This window comes from Paenibacillus sp. JNUCC32 (genome assembly GCF_014863545.1).
In the GTDB taxonomy this organism is placed as follows: Bacteria; Bacillota; Bacilli; order Paenibacillales; family Paenibacillaceae; genus Paenibacillus_AQ; species Paenibacillus_AQ lautus_A.
On the sequence record NZ_CP062260.1, the window covers coordinates 4354681 to 4369158 of the forward strand.

General features: G+C 53.1%; 13 protein-coding genes. 5 read left to right on the top strand and 8 right to left on the bottom strand.

The genetic code is table 11. The features are described from left to right. The first annotated feature begins 157 nt into the window (after positions 1–157). Positions 158–2779, top strand: a complete 2622-nt coding sequence (locus JNUCC32_RS19510) for a winged helix-turn-helix domain-containing protein (protein ID WP_192569539.1) — start codon at positions 158–160, stop codon at positions 2777–2779. Between the two features lie 90 nt (positions 2780–2869). Here the strand turns inward: JNUCC32_RS19510 and JNUCC32_RS19515 are convergent, their stop codons facing one another. After that, complete coding sequence (locus JNUCC32_RS19515; protein ID WP_012819299.1) at positions 2870–4222, bottom strand: MATE family efflux transporter; 1353 nt, start codon at positions 4220–4222, stop codon at positions 2870–2872. 397 nt (positions 4223–4619) lie between these two features. On the opposite strand from JNUCC32_RS19515, the gene JNUCC32_RS19520 reads away from it, so the two are divergent. Then, positions 4620–5894: a chitinase gene (locus JNUCC32_RS19520; protein ID WP_192569540.1), complete on the top strand. Its 1275-nt coding sequence runs from the start codon at positions 4620–4622 to the stop codon at positions 5892–5894. 121 nt (positions 5895–6015) lie between these two features. On the opposite strand, the gene JNUCC32_RS19525 is transcribed toward JNUCC32_RS19520, so the two are convergent. Beyond that, the gene (locus JNUCC32_RS19525; protein ID WP_145038895.1) at positions 6016–6381 is read right to left on the bottom strand and encodes an MmcQ/YjbR family DNA-binding protein; all 366 of its coding nucleotides are present in this window, start codon (positions 6379–6381) and stop codon (positions 6016–6018) included. 147 nt (positions 6382–6528) lie between these two features. Here JNUCC32_RS19525 and JNUCC32_RS19530 point away from each other — a divergent pair, with 147 nt between their 5' ends. After that, a complete protein-coding gene (locus tag JNUCC32_RS19530) occupies positions 6529–6921 on the top strand; it encodes a hypothetical protein (RefSeq protein ID WP_012819296.1) in 393 nt (130 codons plus the stop codon). Positions 6922–7001: 80 nt separating this feature from the next. Beyond that, positions 7002–7757 (top strand): YheC/YheD family protein, encoded by a 756-nt coding sequence (locus JNUCC32_RS19535; protein WP_192569541.1) that lies wholly within the window; start codon positions 7002–7004, stop codon positions 7755–7757. A gap of 113 nt (positions 7758–7870) precedes the next feature. On the opposite strand, the gene JNUCC32_RS19540 is transcribed toward JNUCC32_RS19535, so the two are convergent. The 6 genes from JNUCC32_RS19540 to JNUCC32_RS19565 all read right to left on the bottom strand — a co-directional run bounded on the left by JNUCC32_RS19540 (position 7871) and on the right by JNUCC32_RS19565 (position 13262). After that, positions 7871–8257: a RidA family protein gene (locus tag JNUCC32_RS19540; RefSeq protein WP_192569542.1), complete on the bottom strand. Its 387-nt coding sequence runs from the start codon at positions 8255–8257 to the stop codon at positions 7871–7873. Positions 8258–8339: 82 nt separating this feature from the next. Then, positions 8340–9854: a Na+/H+ antiporter NhaC gene (nhaC, locus tag JNUCC32_RS19545; RefSeq protein WP_192569543.1), complete on the bottom strand. Its 1515-nt coding sequence runs from the start codon at positions 9852–9854 to the stop codon at positions 8340–8342. Between the two features lie 148 nt (positions 9855–10002). After that, positions 10003–11175 (bottom strand): MalY/PatB family protein, encoded by a 1173-nt coding sequence (locus tag JNUCC32_RS19550; RefSeq protein ID WP_192569544.1) that lies wholly within the window; start codon positions 11173–11175, stop codon positions 10003–10005. Between the two features lie 57 nt (positions 11176–11232). Continuing rightward, positions 11233–11904 carry a helix-turn-helix transcriptional regulator gene (locus JNUCC32_RS19555; protein ID WP_096775132.1) on the bottom strand — a complete coding sequence of 224 codons (672 nt, stop codon included), beginning with the start codon at positions 11902–11904 and terminating at the stop codon, positions 11233–11235. Between the two features lie 341 nt (positions 11905–12245). Further along, on the bottom strand, positions 12246–12755 hold the full coding sequence (locus tag JNUCC32_RS19560; protein WP_192569545.1) for a CYTH domain-containing protein: 510 nt from the start codon (positions 12753–12755) through the stop codon (positions 12246–12248). 129 nt (positions 12756–12884) lie between these two features. Beyond that, the gene (locus JNUCC32_RS19565; RefSeq protein WP_323373764.1) at positions 12885–13262 is read right to left on the bottom strand and encodes a DinB family protein; all 378 of its coding nucleotides are present in this window, start codon (positions 13260–13262) and stop codon (positions 12885–12887) included. A gap of 220 nt (positions 13263–13482) precedes the next feature. On the opposite strand from JNUCC32_RS19565, the gene JNUCC32_RS19570 reads away from it, so the two are divergent. Beyond that, on the top strand, positions 13483–14457 hold the full coding sequence (locus JNUCC32_RS19570) for an aldo/keto reductase (RefSeq protein ID WP_192569546.1): 975 nt from the start codon (positions 13483–13485) through the stop codon (positions 14455–14457). Positions 14458–14478: the final 21 nt, after the last annotated feature.

The window sequence follows — 14478 nt, forward strand, 5'->3', positions numbered from 1 at the left end:
TGCGGCCCGGTTAGGACCGCGGCACCAAGGATGCTATCAAATTTATGGGAGGAAAACGATTGACAAACGTTAACTTTTCATCTTTTTTTTCATATAATCTAGTTATCGCGACTCAATTTCCGTAAAAATAACGTTTCGTATATTGCGAGGGTATCCTATGAAACTACTGACCGACTCACCCATTCTGAAAATGAAAATAAGCCGTCCCGGTCTGAAGGAGCATCTGATTCGCCGGGACCGGCTGCTGCAGGATATGGCAGCAGGCCATAAGGGTCAGCTGACAACCATCATCGCGCCTGCCGGATACGGCAAGTCGACGCTGCTCGCCCAATGGGCTCATGAGACCGACGAACGAAGCGCCTGGGTTTCGCTGGACGAACGGGATAACGATCCCGTCCGCTTTTGGAGATACGTGGCGGCCTCGCTGGCCTCGATTCTTCCCGAGGCGCAAGGAACTCGTCTCATGCACCATACGCAGCTGCTGCCAAGCGCCTCGATCGAAACCTTTCTGGATACGCTGATCAGTGAATTATTCGAGGATTCCGAGCCCCTCAATCTCATTCTTGAGGACCTGCACAGTATTCACTCTTCAACCATCCATGGAGGGATTTCCTACTTGATCGACTACCTCCCCGAACATATTCATCTTCTCATCTCGTCCCGGACCGAGCTTCCATTCCCCACGATCAAGGGCGTGGTAAACCATGAGGTCCATCTTATCGGCATGAAGCAGTTGGAATTTACCTATGAGGAGACGGAGCGTTTGTTCCGCCATGCGTCAAACGGCGGCCATTCCAATCTGACCTCGATGGAGCTCGATACGTTACGGAACCAAACGGAAGGCTGGGTTACCGGGCTCCAGCTTGCCGTGATTACCATGCGAACCGGCAGCGGTCTGGAAGGATTCGTGGAGGATATGAAGGGGAATCCGCTTCTCGTATCCAAATATCTGTTTCAGGAAGTCGTATGCAAGCTGTCACCCGACGTGTTCTCCTTTTTGCTCCAGACCGCCGTCCTTTCAGAGCTGCATCCGCAGGTTTGCGATGCCGTAACGGATCTCAGCGACAGCCGTCCGATGCTGGAGGAGTTGCAGAAGCTGAATCTGTTTCTGGTTCCGCTGGACGAACACCAAACCTTCTTTCGTTATCATCATTTATTCTCGCAGTTTCTGCTCGACCTGCTTCAGCGCGAGTTTGACGGGGAATATACCAAGCGCCAGCGCCTCGCCGGGCAGTATTATGCCTCCATCGGCTCCATGGATGAAGCGATTGACCATATGTTGGCAGCGCAGGACTTCGGTCATGCCGTGAACTTGTTGGAGCAGCATATGCAATCCATGCTCGAACTTGGAGAGATTGCCACCTTGCTGAAATGGTTTGACCGCATCCACCCCAGCTATCCGATGACACCCGAAATGTCGTTGGCGCATGCCTTTGTCTTGGTACTGACAGGAGATCTCGAACGTTCCGAGCGCATGCTGTCCCTTATTGAAGAAGCCTGCGCTGCGCTAGGATCATCGGATCGAAGGGAGCAGCTTATGAGTTCCATCCTGTTCGTGCGGTCCAATCTTGTTTTCCTGAACGGGGACTTCGGCAAATGGTTCGCTTTCAGCGAAGGCATCCTCGACAACCTGATGCCCGACAATCCGATGTACTACCAGTTCGATTACAATCGGCGGGAGCCTTATGTCAGGCGTACCTCGCTCGGCATGAAGGGAACCCTCTCCGCCGATACGGAAAGAATCGCGCATCTGTTTACCGGTGTGCTGGAATCCCACGGGTGGGCGCATTCGCTCATGAATTTATATGTTAAACAATCCTTGTGCGAGGGATATTATGAATGGAACCGGCTGGCGGAATGCCGGCAGCTGCTGGTGCAGATCCGTAATGCGCCGCCCGCCAAAGAAACGATGGGGCTGTTCGTGCCGCTGCATATCACCGAAGCCAGGCTGTTCGCTGCCGAGGGCAAATTCCATCTAGCCCACTATGCTTTGGATGAAGCGTGCTCCGCTGCGCTTGCCAGGAAATCGAGCCTTTGGCTCGCCCCGTTAAAGGCCGTCAGAAGCTTGATCTATATCCGGGAAGGGCGCATAGCCGAAGCACGGAAGGAAGTGGCCGAGCTCCCCGTTTCCGTCAAGGACAAGCCCGCCTATAGCCGGGAAACGGAATACCTGGCGTTGGTTCGCATGTTAGGCAGACAGCGCAGGGAAACCGAGGCGCTGCGCCTCCTGGACCTGTTGAAACCTCAGGCGGAGCGCGAACAGCAGCGATCCAGCATCATTGAAATCACAAGCCTGCAGGCGCTGCTGGAACATCAGCGCGGCCAGCGGCAGCAGTCGCTTCATCTTCTTGGCGAAGCCTTGCGTGTCGGGGCACAGAACGGTTATGTCCGCACCTTCCTCGACGAAGGGGAGGACATGTGCCAGCTGCTGCAGCTGTATTCGAGCCGACTCGGACAGGAAGACGGCTTAAGCCCGGAGGAGCTTCGGACGCTTGAATATGCACGCACGCTCGTGAAGCGTTTCCCGGATTATCCCGAAGCGGATATTCCTTCCGCCGAGACATCCCAGCAAACTCTTCACGAACGGCTGAATCGGAACGAAATGAATTTGCTGCATCTGATTCGCCAGGGCGCCGCGAATAAACAGATGGCCGCAGCACTCGGCCTGTCCGAAGGAACGATCCGGGTGTATTTGTCCAGACTGTACGGCAAGCTCGGCGTGACGACACGCACGCAGGCTCTGGTTAAAGCCCAATCGCTGAACCTGCTGGAGGATTAATCGATAAACCTACAAAAGAACCCCGGGACACGCGTTCCCGAGGTTCTTTTTTTACGCTATGGATTTACCTTATAATACCCGTCCGCACCATCATGAGCTGAAGGATCGGATCCATTTGAACCGGTTCACCTTCACGATCGCCACAAAACACTTCAGGATTTGATCCGATTTCAGGCAGATGAATACGGCGAGCGGCGATAAATGGAACACAAATGCGCATAAGGCGGATGATGGCAGCACGATCAGCCACATAAATATCAAATCGTTGTACAGCACAAAGCGGGTGTCTCCGCCGCTCCGCACGATGCCCGTCAAAGCCGGCATCTGGTAGGCCGTTCCGACCACGGTGATCGACAGCACCGTCATGAAATGCAGGGCAAGCGTTTTGGCCTCATCGGATATCGAATAGAAGCCCAGCACGAAATCCTTGATCACAAACAGCACGGCCCCCGTCAATAAACCGAGCAGGATATACAGAATCTGCAGCGTTTTGGCATACGATATGATTTTATCCATCATGCCCTCGCCGATGGTCTTCCCGATCAGCACGGCCGTTGCGCTGGCGGAAGCGTACACGATGACCGTCACCATCTGGAAAATCGTTGTAGCAATGCTGTTGGCGGCGATCGCGGATTCCCCCATATGCCCCAGGATGGCGGTTTGTGCCGCCATGGCGAGCCCCCATATCGTATTGGACATCAGAATCGGGGAGCCTACGCGAATGTACTGCTTGAAGAGCTCCATATCGAACTTCAGGAAATCCTGCAACTTTAACAGGATCTTGCGATCGAACCGCTTAACATACACGATGACGATCACGCATTCAATAATCCTCGCCGTCAGGGTAGCGATAGCCGATCCGGACACGCCCAGCTCCGGAAAGCCCATATACCCGTAGATCAGGATGTAGTTCAAGCAGATGTTGATAACCAAGGTGGACAGCGATACCACGAAGCCGATTTTTACCGTTTCCACGCTTCTTAAGGAAGCCAGCAAGGAGCTGGTGACCGCAAAGAAGATATAAGAGAAGCAGATGATGCGCAAATATTCCACGCCGGCAGCTATGACGTTCTCTTCCTTGGTAAACAAGGACAATACCTCGTGCGGGAAAAAGAACACGATGACCCATAACACGATACTGAGAAGGATGGCCATTCGCATGCCGATGCTTGCCGCTTTTTTGATCAAGCCTAAATCCTTGGCTCCCCAGAATCTGGACGACATGATGACCAAGCCTTCGCATACGCCCAGAACCAGCATGTGCAGCAGGAATTGGATCTGGTTCGCCAGCGCGACGCCCGACAGCGCCGATTCGCTGTATCCTCCCAGCATGACGTTGTCCGACAAATTCACGCCGACCGATATCAGGTTCTGCATCCCGATCACAAGCGTCAGCCAGAAAAAACTTTTGTAGAATCCTTTTTCCCGAACAAATAAACTCATGTCAGCTAACCTTCTTCGACTATAAGATGATGAATCTCTAATATATACGAAATTATGCAAATGAACAGAACCAAATGAAGTGAAGCATCCTTCCTGCCGTATAGTAGATTCATAGAATCAAAAACATAATAACATTATAATGTTTTTAGGGTAAAAAACTAGTCGTCTGGTTGCACTCCATTACGAAAGCCGGTAATCGAACTTCGACGGCATCCTGGAGGATTCCGCAGCAAATCCCCTGCCCCTTGTCTCACCTCTCCCCGCTTGATCGCCCTAAAGCTTATGTAACATGCTAAATTCGCGTGATGCCGTGGGATTTCCTGACTATGTACAAAAGGACATGCCGTATATATGATGGCAATGTAATTCCATCCCAACGATATAGAGGAGAATGTGTATGACCGTGTGGAAATATCCGTTATCCCGCAACATGGTTCAGCGCAGCATGATTGCAGCCCTCAGCGCTGCCCTCCTTATGACCCCGCTTCAAGCCCTTGCTGCCGATGAGGCGCCCCAAGCCGAGGCATCACCAATGAAAACGCCGTCCAGCATCCCGACCGACACCACGGCTTTCGCACAATTCACGGGGAATCCAGCCGATTCCCTGGCGATTGGGGAGCACCGTTTGATCAGCCGCAAGGAGATTGACCGGCACTGGGACGGCCTTGATCCGGATTACACGCCGGAAAAGTCGATTGAAGCGGTTAAAGCGCTGCTGTCGGAGGAAGACTTCGAGGCTTTATTTCCTTACAGGCTAGGTTCGGCCGCATGGTTTAACGTCGCCAAGGGCAAAGAATACTATAAAGCCGATCAGACGGACTATTTTTCTTACGACAACCTGATTCACGCGGTGGCCGAGGTGTCCAATCTGAAGATCAAGATCCGCACGCGGCAAGGAGCCCCTTCCGCCCAAGAGATTTACCGATTGGACAAAGATGCCCGGGTTGAAACACTCGTCGTGCGTTCGGCGGATTTCTATTCGGCCGAGAACCTTAACCAAGCGATTGAAACCGTTATCATTGACGCCGGCACCTTTCTCAAGGAAGGGTTCAAGAAGGACCGCAAGCGCGAACTGGCCGCCTTCCTGGCCAATCTCTCCCACGAAACCGGCGGGGGCTGGGCTGCCGCTCCCGGCGGTCCGCTTCGCTGGGGGTTGTTCTGGAACGAAAACATCGCCGGCCGGACAGGGGTCAACATGGATGCCTTCGTTGATCCGGCAAGCGCAGAGCTGTATCCCGGATCGCCGGACAAGCGCTATTATGGGCGGGGACCGATCATGCTCAGCTGGAACTTCAACTACGGACTCTTCAGCTCCATTATCCTTGGGGATAAAAGCGTGCTGCTGGACCATCCCGAGATCGTTGCCGCCGACGGCAAGATCGGCTACATGACCGCCATCCTCTTCTGGATGACGCCGCAGGACCCGAAACCTTCCGCCCATGACGTGATGGTCGGCAGATGGAAGCCTTCCCCGCTCGAGAAGTTCAGGGGACTGGGCAGTCCCGGCTTCGGCACAACGGTGATGGTCTTGAACGGCCTGGAAGCGAACCTCGGGGAAACCGAGGGCAGTCCCGTGCAGCGGCGCGCCGGGCATTACCGCGATATCGCGGGCCGTATGGGCGTCGATATTACCGGAGAGAAGGTCGATACATTAGGGATGAAACCGTTCTGATGCGGAACCCGCCTGAAGCTCGGATCCATCACGTTTGATGGATCATGCAAAATCGCCCTTGGCGGATGGATGGCTTGCAGCCACCACGCTGCCATAGGGCGATTATGTTTTGGAGCAGCGTTCATACCAGTCGCTGGGAGATGGCAACGCGCTGCGCTTTCGGCAAACTCTTCAGCACCAAATCGTAGGAATGGTCGATCATATCGCGCAGGTCTGCTTCCGTTAGGGAGCCATCGACGGTCACCGTGTTCCAGTGCTTCTTATTGAGATGGTATCCGGGCTGCACGGCGTCATGCTGCTCGCGCAAATTCTCCGCGATGACCGGATCGCATTTCAGGGAAATATGGCTGACCTTCTCCCCTGCCGTGGTGGTAATCAGGGCAAACATTTTGCCGCCGACCTTCATGACGATCGGAAGCGGTCCGAACGGATAATCCTCGGCTGCGGCTTTCTTCGAAAGACAATAAGCAATGAGTGGGCTTCGCACCTGGAAATTCTCTCCTTCAAGATCAGATCTATTTGATTATAGTAGATGATGTTTCCCTGTTCAATTCCGTTTGATATGTTGTTCATGCTCCGTTCATACAACTCTTGTATATTGGGACTGATTCAAGATGCAAGGGGGAATTTATCCATGTTGAAATACAGCAAATGGCTGATGCGCATCGCGGCCATTTATATGCTCATCGGCGCATTGATCGGAGCGGACATGGCAGGCAGAAGCAGCTACAGCATGGTTGCAGGCCACGCCCATATCCTGGTGGTAGGCTGGCTGACCTTGTTTGCCTATGGCATGTTCTACTACGTCTTTCGGGACAAGCTCAGCATGAAAAGAACCGCCGCGATGCACTTCTGGACGAGTTTGCTCGGGGGCGGGATCATGCCGCTGGGCATGCTAATGTATTACCAAATGCAGAATACGGCAACCCTGCTGGCCTTTATCATTCCAGCGTCGATTTTGCTTGTCGCAGCAGTTTTATTTATCACCTTATTGTTTTTCGATAAAAAATTGTTTTCGAGCACATAGCTTGGCTCAAGGCCATCGTGGAGGCTTGCTCTACTTTATCGGCATATGCTGAACAAAAAAGAGAGGTGAGCCTCTTAACTATGAGCTATAAAAGCAGTACCATCAAAAGCAAGTGGAAGAAAACGAAATGGTTGAACGAAGATGCTTACTTCAGGCAGTACGTGCCCCACACGCTGCCGTTCAGCAAAAAAAACCTGAATGCTATGCTGGCGGACTATACCACGGTTTTCTTCAAACCTACGGATGGCTCTGGCGGCAATAACATTATCCGGATCCGCAAAACCGGCGGAGGCTACCAAAGCCAGCTGAACACGACGAAAACGTCGTACTCGAGCTCATCTCAGCTGTACCGCGACCTGAATCGCTTTGCAGGGAGCAGAGCTTATCTGCTGCAAAAAGGAATTCGCTTGGCCAAAAGCAATGGCAAGCCTTTCGATATCCGGGTGATGGTCCAGAAAACCCGAGAGGGCGCCTGGGTCGGCACCGCCCTGTTCACGAAGGTCGGCAACCCGAACAAAGTTGCCACCAATTATAATCAAGGCGGCTCCATCGGCACGTTCAAGAAAACGATGAGCGGCGCCAATTTCGACTCGGCCTTCACCCAGCAGCTCGAGTCTGAACTCAAGGGACTCGGCGTTGCCGTAGGCAAAAACTTTGACCGCCATTATAAAGGATTCAAGGAACTTGGCCTGGACGTGGCTGTCGATTCCAAAGGCAGACCGTGGATACTCGAGGTCAACACCAGACCGCAAATTTATCCGCTCAAAAATCTAAAGGACCGCAGTCTCTACCATAGAGTGCTGTCTTACGGGAAGCATTATGGGCGTACGAAATAAACGAAGATACTCCAGTCGCTTAAACCAAACGGCCGGGCATCATGCCCGGCCGTTTTTGGCTGTAATCTCATTTTAAAAACTTATTATCAGGATACCTGGAAGAGCGCTTATTATTACGGCTTGCTGGCTACCACTTCAATCTCAACCAAGCCATCCTTCGGCAATCGGGCTACCTCTACGGCGCTCCGCGCCGGATACGGTTCTGCAAAGAAAGAAGCGTACACCTCGTTGACCGCTTGGAAATCGTTCATGTCCTTCAGGAACACGGTCGTCTTGACGATGTGCTCCATGCCGAAGCCGGCAGCCTCCAGGATCGCTTTCACGTTGAGCAGGGAGCGCTTCGCCTGCTCTTCTACCGTCGGCGCGAAATGCCCCGACGCATCCATGCCGAGCTGGCCGGAGGTAAACAGCAGATTTCCGTATTGCACGGCTTGGGAATAAGGGCCGATTGCTCCTGGAGCCTGCTGGGTTGCGATGGTTTTTTTCTCTTGTTGCGTCATGGTGTTCTCTCCTCTGTAGCGCATAGTATTACGCATTTATATTTATGGTTGGTTACCATCTTCCAAAACATCATCATCTGTATTAATGGGCCGATGCAGCTTCTGCAGCGTCTTTTCGGCTTCCGTGATGCGGATCATCGTATTCCTTCAGCATTTCCTTTTGCTGCTCAGGCGTAAGTTTGGCAATGCCGAACCCGGTAAAGCCCCAAATCGTTGCAAAAATAATGCCTGTCCAGCACAGCACCGCCCAAGGCAAATAGGATAGCGTTGCTACGCCCAGCGTTCCGGCCATATAGGCACCGGCTGCCGTCCATGGCAGAATCGGTTCGGTAATGGCGGCGGAATCCTCCACCGTCCGTCCCAGATTCTTCGGATGCAGACCGCGGCGGATGTAAGCCTCGCGGAGCATCTCGCCCGGCATCAGGATGGAGACTTGTCCGTTGCTGGTTACGCCGATCATGGTTAGCCCCGTCGCAATCGTCGCCAGGATCAAGGAGCCTGTGGAACGCACATGCTTCAAGAGCTTGTCCACGATCAGCTCCAGCGACTTGGTCAGCGATATCGTGCCGGCGAATGTGATTGCGCTGAAACAGATAAGCAAGGTTCCCATCATGGAACTCATGCCGCCCCGATTAATAAGGCGAGGTATGTCCGCAATGACGGTATTCGGATCAAATCCGCTGACATGAACCATCGCGATATCGAATCCGCTGACAACCGAGGTTACCACGTCATGCAGCGAGAAGCCGTGAAAGATCATGCCGTTCGCCATCGCCACGATCGACGACAGCAGCATGACGGGAATCGTTGGTTTCTTGGTGATCGAGCCGTACAGCACAATCAGCACAGGCAGGATCAGGAGCAGGTTCCAGTCGTATATCGTTGCCAAGGTGTTCATGATGTCGGTTACCTTCTCGGGAACTCCTGTACTGGACACATGCGTGTTCAAGCCCGTGACCACGTAGACGATCCCCGCCACGAAGAAGGACGGCAGCGTCGTGTACAGCAAATGGCCGATATGCTCATACAGGTTAACGCCGGTGGACAAGGCCGCGATGTTGGTTGTATCCGAAAGCGGCGAAAGCTTGTCCCCGAAGTAAGCCCCCGCTACAACCGCGCCGGCCACAGCCGCGAGATTGGCGTCCATTCCGGCGCCAACGCCCATAAAGGCGACACCGATCGTACCCGCGGATCCCCAGGAAGTGCCCGTACATACGGAGACCACGGACGTAACGAGAAAAGCGGTGATCAGCAAAAACTGCGGATCGATGATTTTCAGGCCATAGTAAATCATCATCGGGATGGTCCCGCCGACCATCCACGCGCCGATCATAAATCCGACCACAATCAGGATGAGGATGGCGGGCATGGTTTTCGCTATTTTCTGCGAAATGGATTCCAATATATCGTTGTAACTGTACCCCAGCTTAATCGCGATCAAACCTGCGACGATGGCGGATACAATAATCAGCGGCTCGGGCGGCAGCTCGAACAATACGTAACCAAGGCACAGCAAGATTACCATGGTGAAAATCGGAAGCAGCGCCAGAAACATGGTCGGCTGCTTAATCATTCGTTCCTCTGTTGGCTTAGCCATTATGAATTCCCCCTGGATGTAAATAAGAAAACGTCAATCGACGTAACCTTCTGTAGAAGACATACCGCATATAGCGGAAGTTTTTCTTGCGTGATAAGGTTGGTAAGCCTTTGAAGTTTATTCCTTCTGATCTCTTAGACTTTGATTGTTAACGCTTTAGTGGATAAGCCGCGGCAAGCCGCTTCAGGCCTTCCTGCAACACAGGGCGCGGCGCAGCCACGTTGACCCTGATATAGCCTTCACCGCCGGGACCGAAGGATGAGCCGAAGCTGACGCTGACGCGCGCCTTTTCCTGGATCCACTCCACCAGATCCTTTTCATGACAGCTCACTGCCTTACAGTCGATCCATAGCAGGTACGTCCCTTCAGGATCGATGACGTTCACCTCAGGCATATAATCGGCAATGAAGCTTTGAGCATAAGCAATATTGTCTTTGATATAAGCGCGCAGCGCCGTCAGCCATTCATCGCACGAAGTATACGCAATTTCCAGCGCGGGCACGGCGAAGAATGTGGGATTATGAATCCCCGCCTGCAGCAAACCTTGTTGAAACTGCTCCCGCAGCGCAGCATTGGGAATGATGATGTTGGCGATTTCGAGACTCGCCAGGTTAAAGGTTTTGCCCGGCGACGTGCAGATTATGGAACGGTTCGCAACCTCTTCGGACAGCTTGGCGATGACGGTATGCTCGTGACCTTCATGAATGAAATCGGCATGGATGTCATCGGACACAATCAGTGCGTCATACCGGATGCAAAGCTCCGCCATGCGTTCAAGCTCCTCCCTCGTCCATACGCGGCCCACCGGATTGTGGGGGGATATGAGCAGGACTATCTTGATCCCTTCCTGCATCCGTCGTTCCATATCGTCAAAATCGATCTCGTATCGCCCGTCCGCAAGCACCAGCGGACTTTCAACCAATATCCGGCCGTTTAGCGTAACCGCTTTCGCAACAGGCTGATAAACAGGCGTGTGGACAAGAATCCTGTCTCCGGCTTCCGCGAATTTCTGAACAATGACCGAAACGGCCTGCACAATGCGCGGACAAAACACGATCCATTCGGGCTCGACCTGCCAGTCGTAGGCCTTATCGAGCCAAGCACGGACCGCTTCGAAGTAAGGCGGAAACGGGTCGGTATATCCGTAAATGCCGTGACGCGCCGCCTCCGCTACCTTGTCCACCACCATGGGCGGTGCCGGCAGATCCATATCCGCCACGGAGAGAGCGATCATGTCGTTCCCCATGCTCTGCGCCATGCCGTCCCATTTGGCGCTGTTCGTTCCATACCGGCTTACGACCTTGTCAAAGTTATATGTCATGATGTCACCTTCCATTGTCTCAGGATGCAATGCATGTTTAACAGGATAAACGGCCGCTTATTTCAGCTTCTGCAAATAACGATACACGGTAGGCTCCGATATGGATAAAGCAGCGGCAACCTTGGAAACCCCGCCCTTTAGCAGGAATACGCCCTGTTCGTTCAATTCCTTCACAATCTCGATCTTCTCGTTCGAAGATAAACGGTCCGCCGGAATGCTGATTTTGCCTAGGACGGTCTGGATGATGTGCTGAAGCAAATCGTCCACGTTGCCCTGCAGGTATTCGGTGGAAGGCTTATCCTCCTTGGGTGCATCCAGGGCGGCCGGCGGCGTAAGCGAACCTCCCCGCAAAATGCTGTTGATCCAATCGGCCGCAACCTCCATATGCGTGATGTCGATGTTCAGGCACATAAGACCGACCAGCTCGCCGCTTCCGTTCTTAATAAAGTACGTAGACGACCGGAAGGTTTGCCCCCGAGCGCCGGAAGCTTTGTAGTTCGCGATGAACTGCTCTTCGCGGTAGGCCTCCGCCTTCAAAATCTTCAACACGAGGTCGGTGGAAGCATCGCCGACCCGGCGTCCGCTAATATGGCCGTTCTCGATAAAGATGATAGAGCGTTCCGGATCGCTGATATCGTGCACGACCACCTCGCATTGAGGTCCGATGATCGCCGCGATAAAAGAAGCGATCGGAAAATAGCTTTCAAGCAGCTGCTGGTTTTCATTCATAAAGAGCCTCTCCCTTCTCTGATACGCCATCATTTTTATGGATATCGTCCATTGAAGAATAATAATTAATTATCATGATAATATTATATTATAATAATAAACCGTTTACAATATTCTTGTCAAAAAAAGTCGATAGCTGCTCCAATGCTTGAATAAGCAGGCATCCGGCGAAGGTGTCTCGCAAGCTGCGGGCTCTGTTTGCTGTATGCCATAGAAAAAGGCTCATGCGAACCTGCCGCAAGAGCCTTTGTTCTAACCGTATGGTGAGGGCGTTGTCCCTCGCATCTGATCTGACCGCGCTTGCCCCAAGCGCCTGCCGCCCTATTCGAGCCTTATTCCGCTCAGGCTTCCCTGCCTGCTTGAAGCTGCAGATCCCGCCATACCTTTTTGTTGCTGTATTGTTTGTCCGTGCTGATATCTTGTCCGAACCATGCCGGCGGCACAAAGCCGTCAGCGGCTTCCAGGGAAGGAAATTCGACTTCCAGCACTAGCAAGCTTATCTGCACATAATCGTCGATTTCGATGATCGTGCTGCCCCAACGGGCGGTTACCCGTCTCTTGGTCAACGGAATCGCCCCATGCGCCTTGACTACCTGATCGTAGAGACCTTCGGAAATCGCATATTCAACTTCTTCCCGGGCAATTCCCCACCCTTTTTTGAACGTATGGGTGAATTCGAGCCGACCCGATGTCAGATCCGTTATTTTCCGGACCCGCAGCTCCTGGTCCCCATCCAATGCCAAATACGTCTGCTCGATGAACTGCTCCTTCTCGACCACGATGCTTCCTTCCTGAATCAACTCATCGGGATAAGCCTCCAGAAGGTATTTGCGTTCGATTTCAATCGCCATGAGTGTGATATCCTCCATTCGTCATTCCCATTCTGCTGATTCCATTATAAGGACCCGCAGCCCCAGCGACAAATAAAAAGCGATAGAAGGTATACGCTGGGCATACTTCTATCGCTTCGTGTTCATGCATTACTTTATCAATTTTCTATAAGCCTTGATCGTCTGCGTGTGCATGCCTTCGTGGTACAAGCTGAACGTAAGAAACTCGCCGACGGTTTGGAACGTTACGGGACCGATCGTCAGCGGGTGGGCCGAGGCCTGGTCCAGGCGATTCGAGAAGGTTTCGCGGATCCGGGCGGTTTGCTCCTGCAAAAGCTCTGCCAGCTCGGACAGCGCAGGCGGCTTCGACGTCCAATCGGCCGGCTTGGTTCCGGTTGCAAACCATGCCTCGAATCCTTCCGGAAGACGCGGCTGCTCGCCCGCGGTCGCAAAAGCGAACTGCTCGGTTACGGTGTAGATGTGCCCGAGATTCCAGCGAATGCTATTCGCGAAACCTTCCGGGATGATATCCGCTTCCTATTCCGTTACGTGTTCCACCGATTTCAAGGTTGCTCCTCTGGCAAAATCCAATTGGTTGAAAATCGCTTCATTCATATCATAATCCCCTTCCAATTCGTACGTAACTATCCTATCGTAATATTTTGCCTATCGCAACTTTCCATTTGAAGCGCCTCTTGGATCATGTTTATACTATAGGAAATCTATACATAAAGGAGTGGGATCAAGCATGAATTACCGCCGTCTTGGCAGCAGCGGCCTGAAGGTATCGGAGCTGGGGCTCGGCACGAACGCTTTTGGCAAAAGAGCCGATCAAGAAACATCCACCCGGATCCTGGATCACGCGCTGGACCGTGGCATCAATTTCATTGATACCGCCAATATTTACGCCGGGTCGGAATCCGAGCGCATCATCGGAGAGGCACTGGCCGGCAAACGCCATAACGTCGTATTAGCCACGAAAGCCGGACTCGTGAACGGCCAAGGACCGAACGAACGGGGCTCCTCCCGCTATCATTTGCAGCAAGAGCTGGAGAACAGTTTGAAGCGGCTGAGAACCGACTACGTGGACCTGTATCAGATCCATACGTTTGATCCGGACACTCCCCTTGAGGAGACCCTGCGCACGCTGGACGACATGGTAACATCGGGTAAAGTCAGATATATCGGCGCCTCCAACTATGCCGCTTGGGAAATCATGAAGGCGCTCGGAATCAGCGAATTGCGCGGATATGCCCGTTATGTATCGACCCAAACCAGTTATTCCTTGGCAGACCGTACGCCGGAGCTGGAGCTTGTCCCCCTCTGTCTCGATCAAGGCGTTGGCATCATTCCGTATTTCCCGCTGGCCGGCGGCATTCTCACCGGCAAATACGGTCAGGGCGCAAGCAAGCCTGCCGGCTCCCGCGCGGAAACGGACCCGAACTTCAATCGCTTCCTCGAAGAGCACAATTTGAAGCTCGGTCAACAAGTCAGCCAGCTCGCAGCAGAGCACGGCCATTCTCCCAGCGCACTGTCCATTGCCTGGCTGATGGACCGCCCTGCCGTCTCGACCGTCATTGTCGGGGCTACGAAGACCGAACAGTTGGACGATAACCTGAAAAGCCTCGAGATTAAGCTGGACGAGTCCCTGCGTTCGAGCCTGGATGAAATCAGCGACGGCTTTGTTCATTCCAAGCCGTTTGCGACGTATCGGCTGGGGTAAGCTGCGATGTTCCGCTAATAC

Excerpts from the sequence above, each read along its gene's own strand:
- JNUCC32_RS19510 (WP_192569539.1), top strand. The coding sequence starts at position 158 with ATGAAACTACTGACCGACTCACCCATTCTGAAAATGAAAATAAGCCGT.
- JNUCC32_RS19515 (WP_012819299.1), bottom strand. The coding sequence starts at position 4,222 with ATGAGTTTATTTGTTCGGGAAAAAGGATTCTACAAAAGTTTTTTCTGG.
- JNUCC32_RS19520 (WP_192569540.1), top strand. The coding sequence starts at position 4,620 with ATGACCGTGTGGAAATATCCGTTATCCCGCAACATGGTTCAGCGCAGC.
- JNUCC32_RS19530 (WP_012819296.1), top strand. The coding sequence starts at position 6,529 with ATGTTGAAATACAGCAAATGGCTGATGCGCATCGCGGCCATTTATATG.
- JNUCC32_RS19535 (WP_192569541.1), top strand. The coding sequence starts at position 7,002 with ATGAGCTATAAAAGCAGTACCATCAAAAGCAAGTGGAAGAAAACGAAA.
- JNUCC32_RS19540 (WP_192569542.1), bottom strand. The coding sequence starts at position 8,257 with ATGACGCAACAAGAGAAAAAAACCATCGCAACCCAGCAGGCTCCAGGA.
- nhaC (WP_192569543.1), bottom strand. The coding sequence starts at position 9,854 with ATGGCTAAGCCAACAGAGGAACGAATGATTAAGCAGCCGACCATGTTT.
- JNUCC32_RS19550 (WP_192569544.1), bottom strand. The coding sequence starts at position 11,175 with ATGACATATAACTTTGACAAGGTCGTAAGCCGGTATGGAACGAACAGC.
- JNUCC32_RS19555 (WP_096775132.1), bottom strand. The coding sequence starts at position 11,904 with ATGAATGAAAACCAGCAGCTGCTTGAAAGCTATTTTCCGATCGCTTCT.
- JNUCC32_RS19560 (WP_192569545.1), bottom strand. The coding sequence starts at position 12,755 with ATGGCGATTGAAATCGAACGCAAATACCTTCTGGAGGCTTATCCCGAT.
- JNUCC32_RS19570 (WP_192569546.1), top strand. The coding sequence starts at position 13,483 with ATGAATTACCGCCGTCTTGGCAGCAGCGGCCTGAAGGTATCGGAGCTG.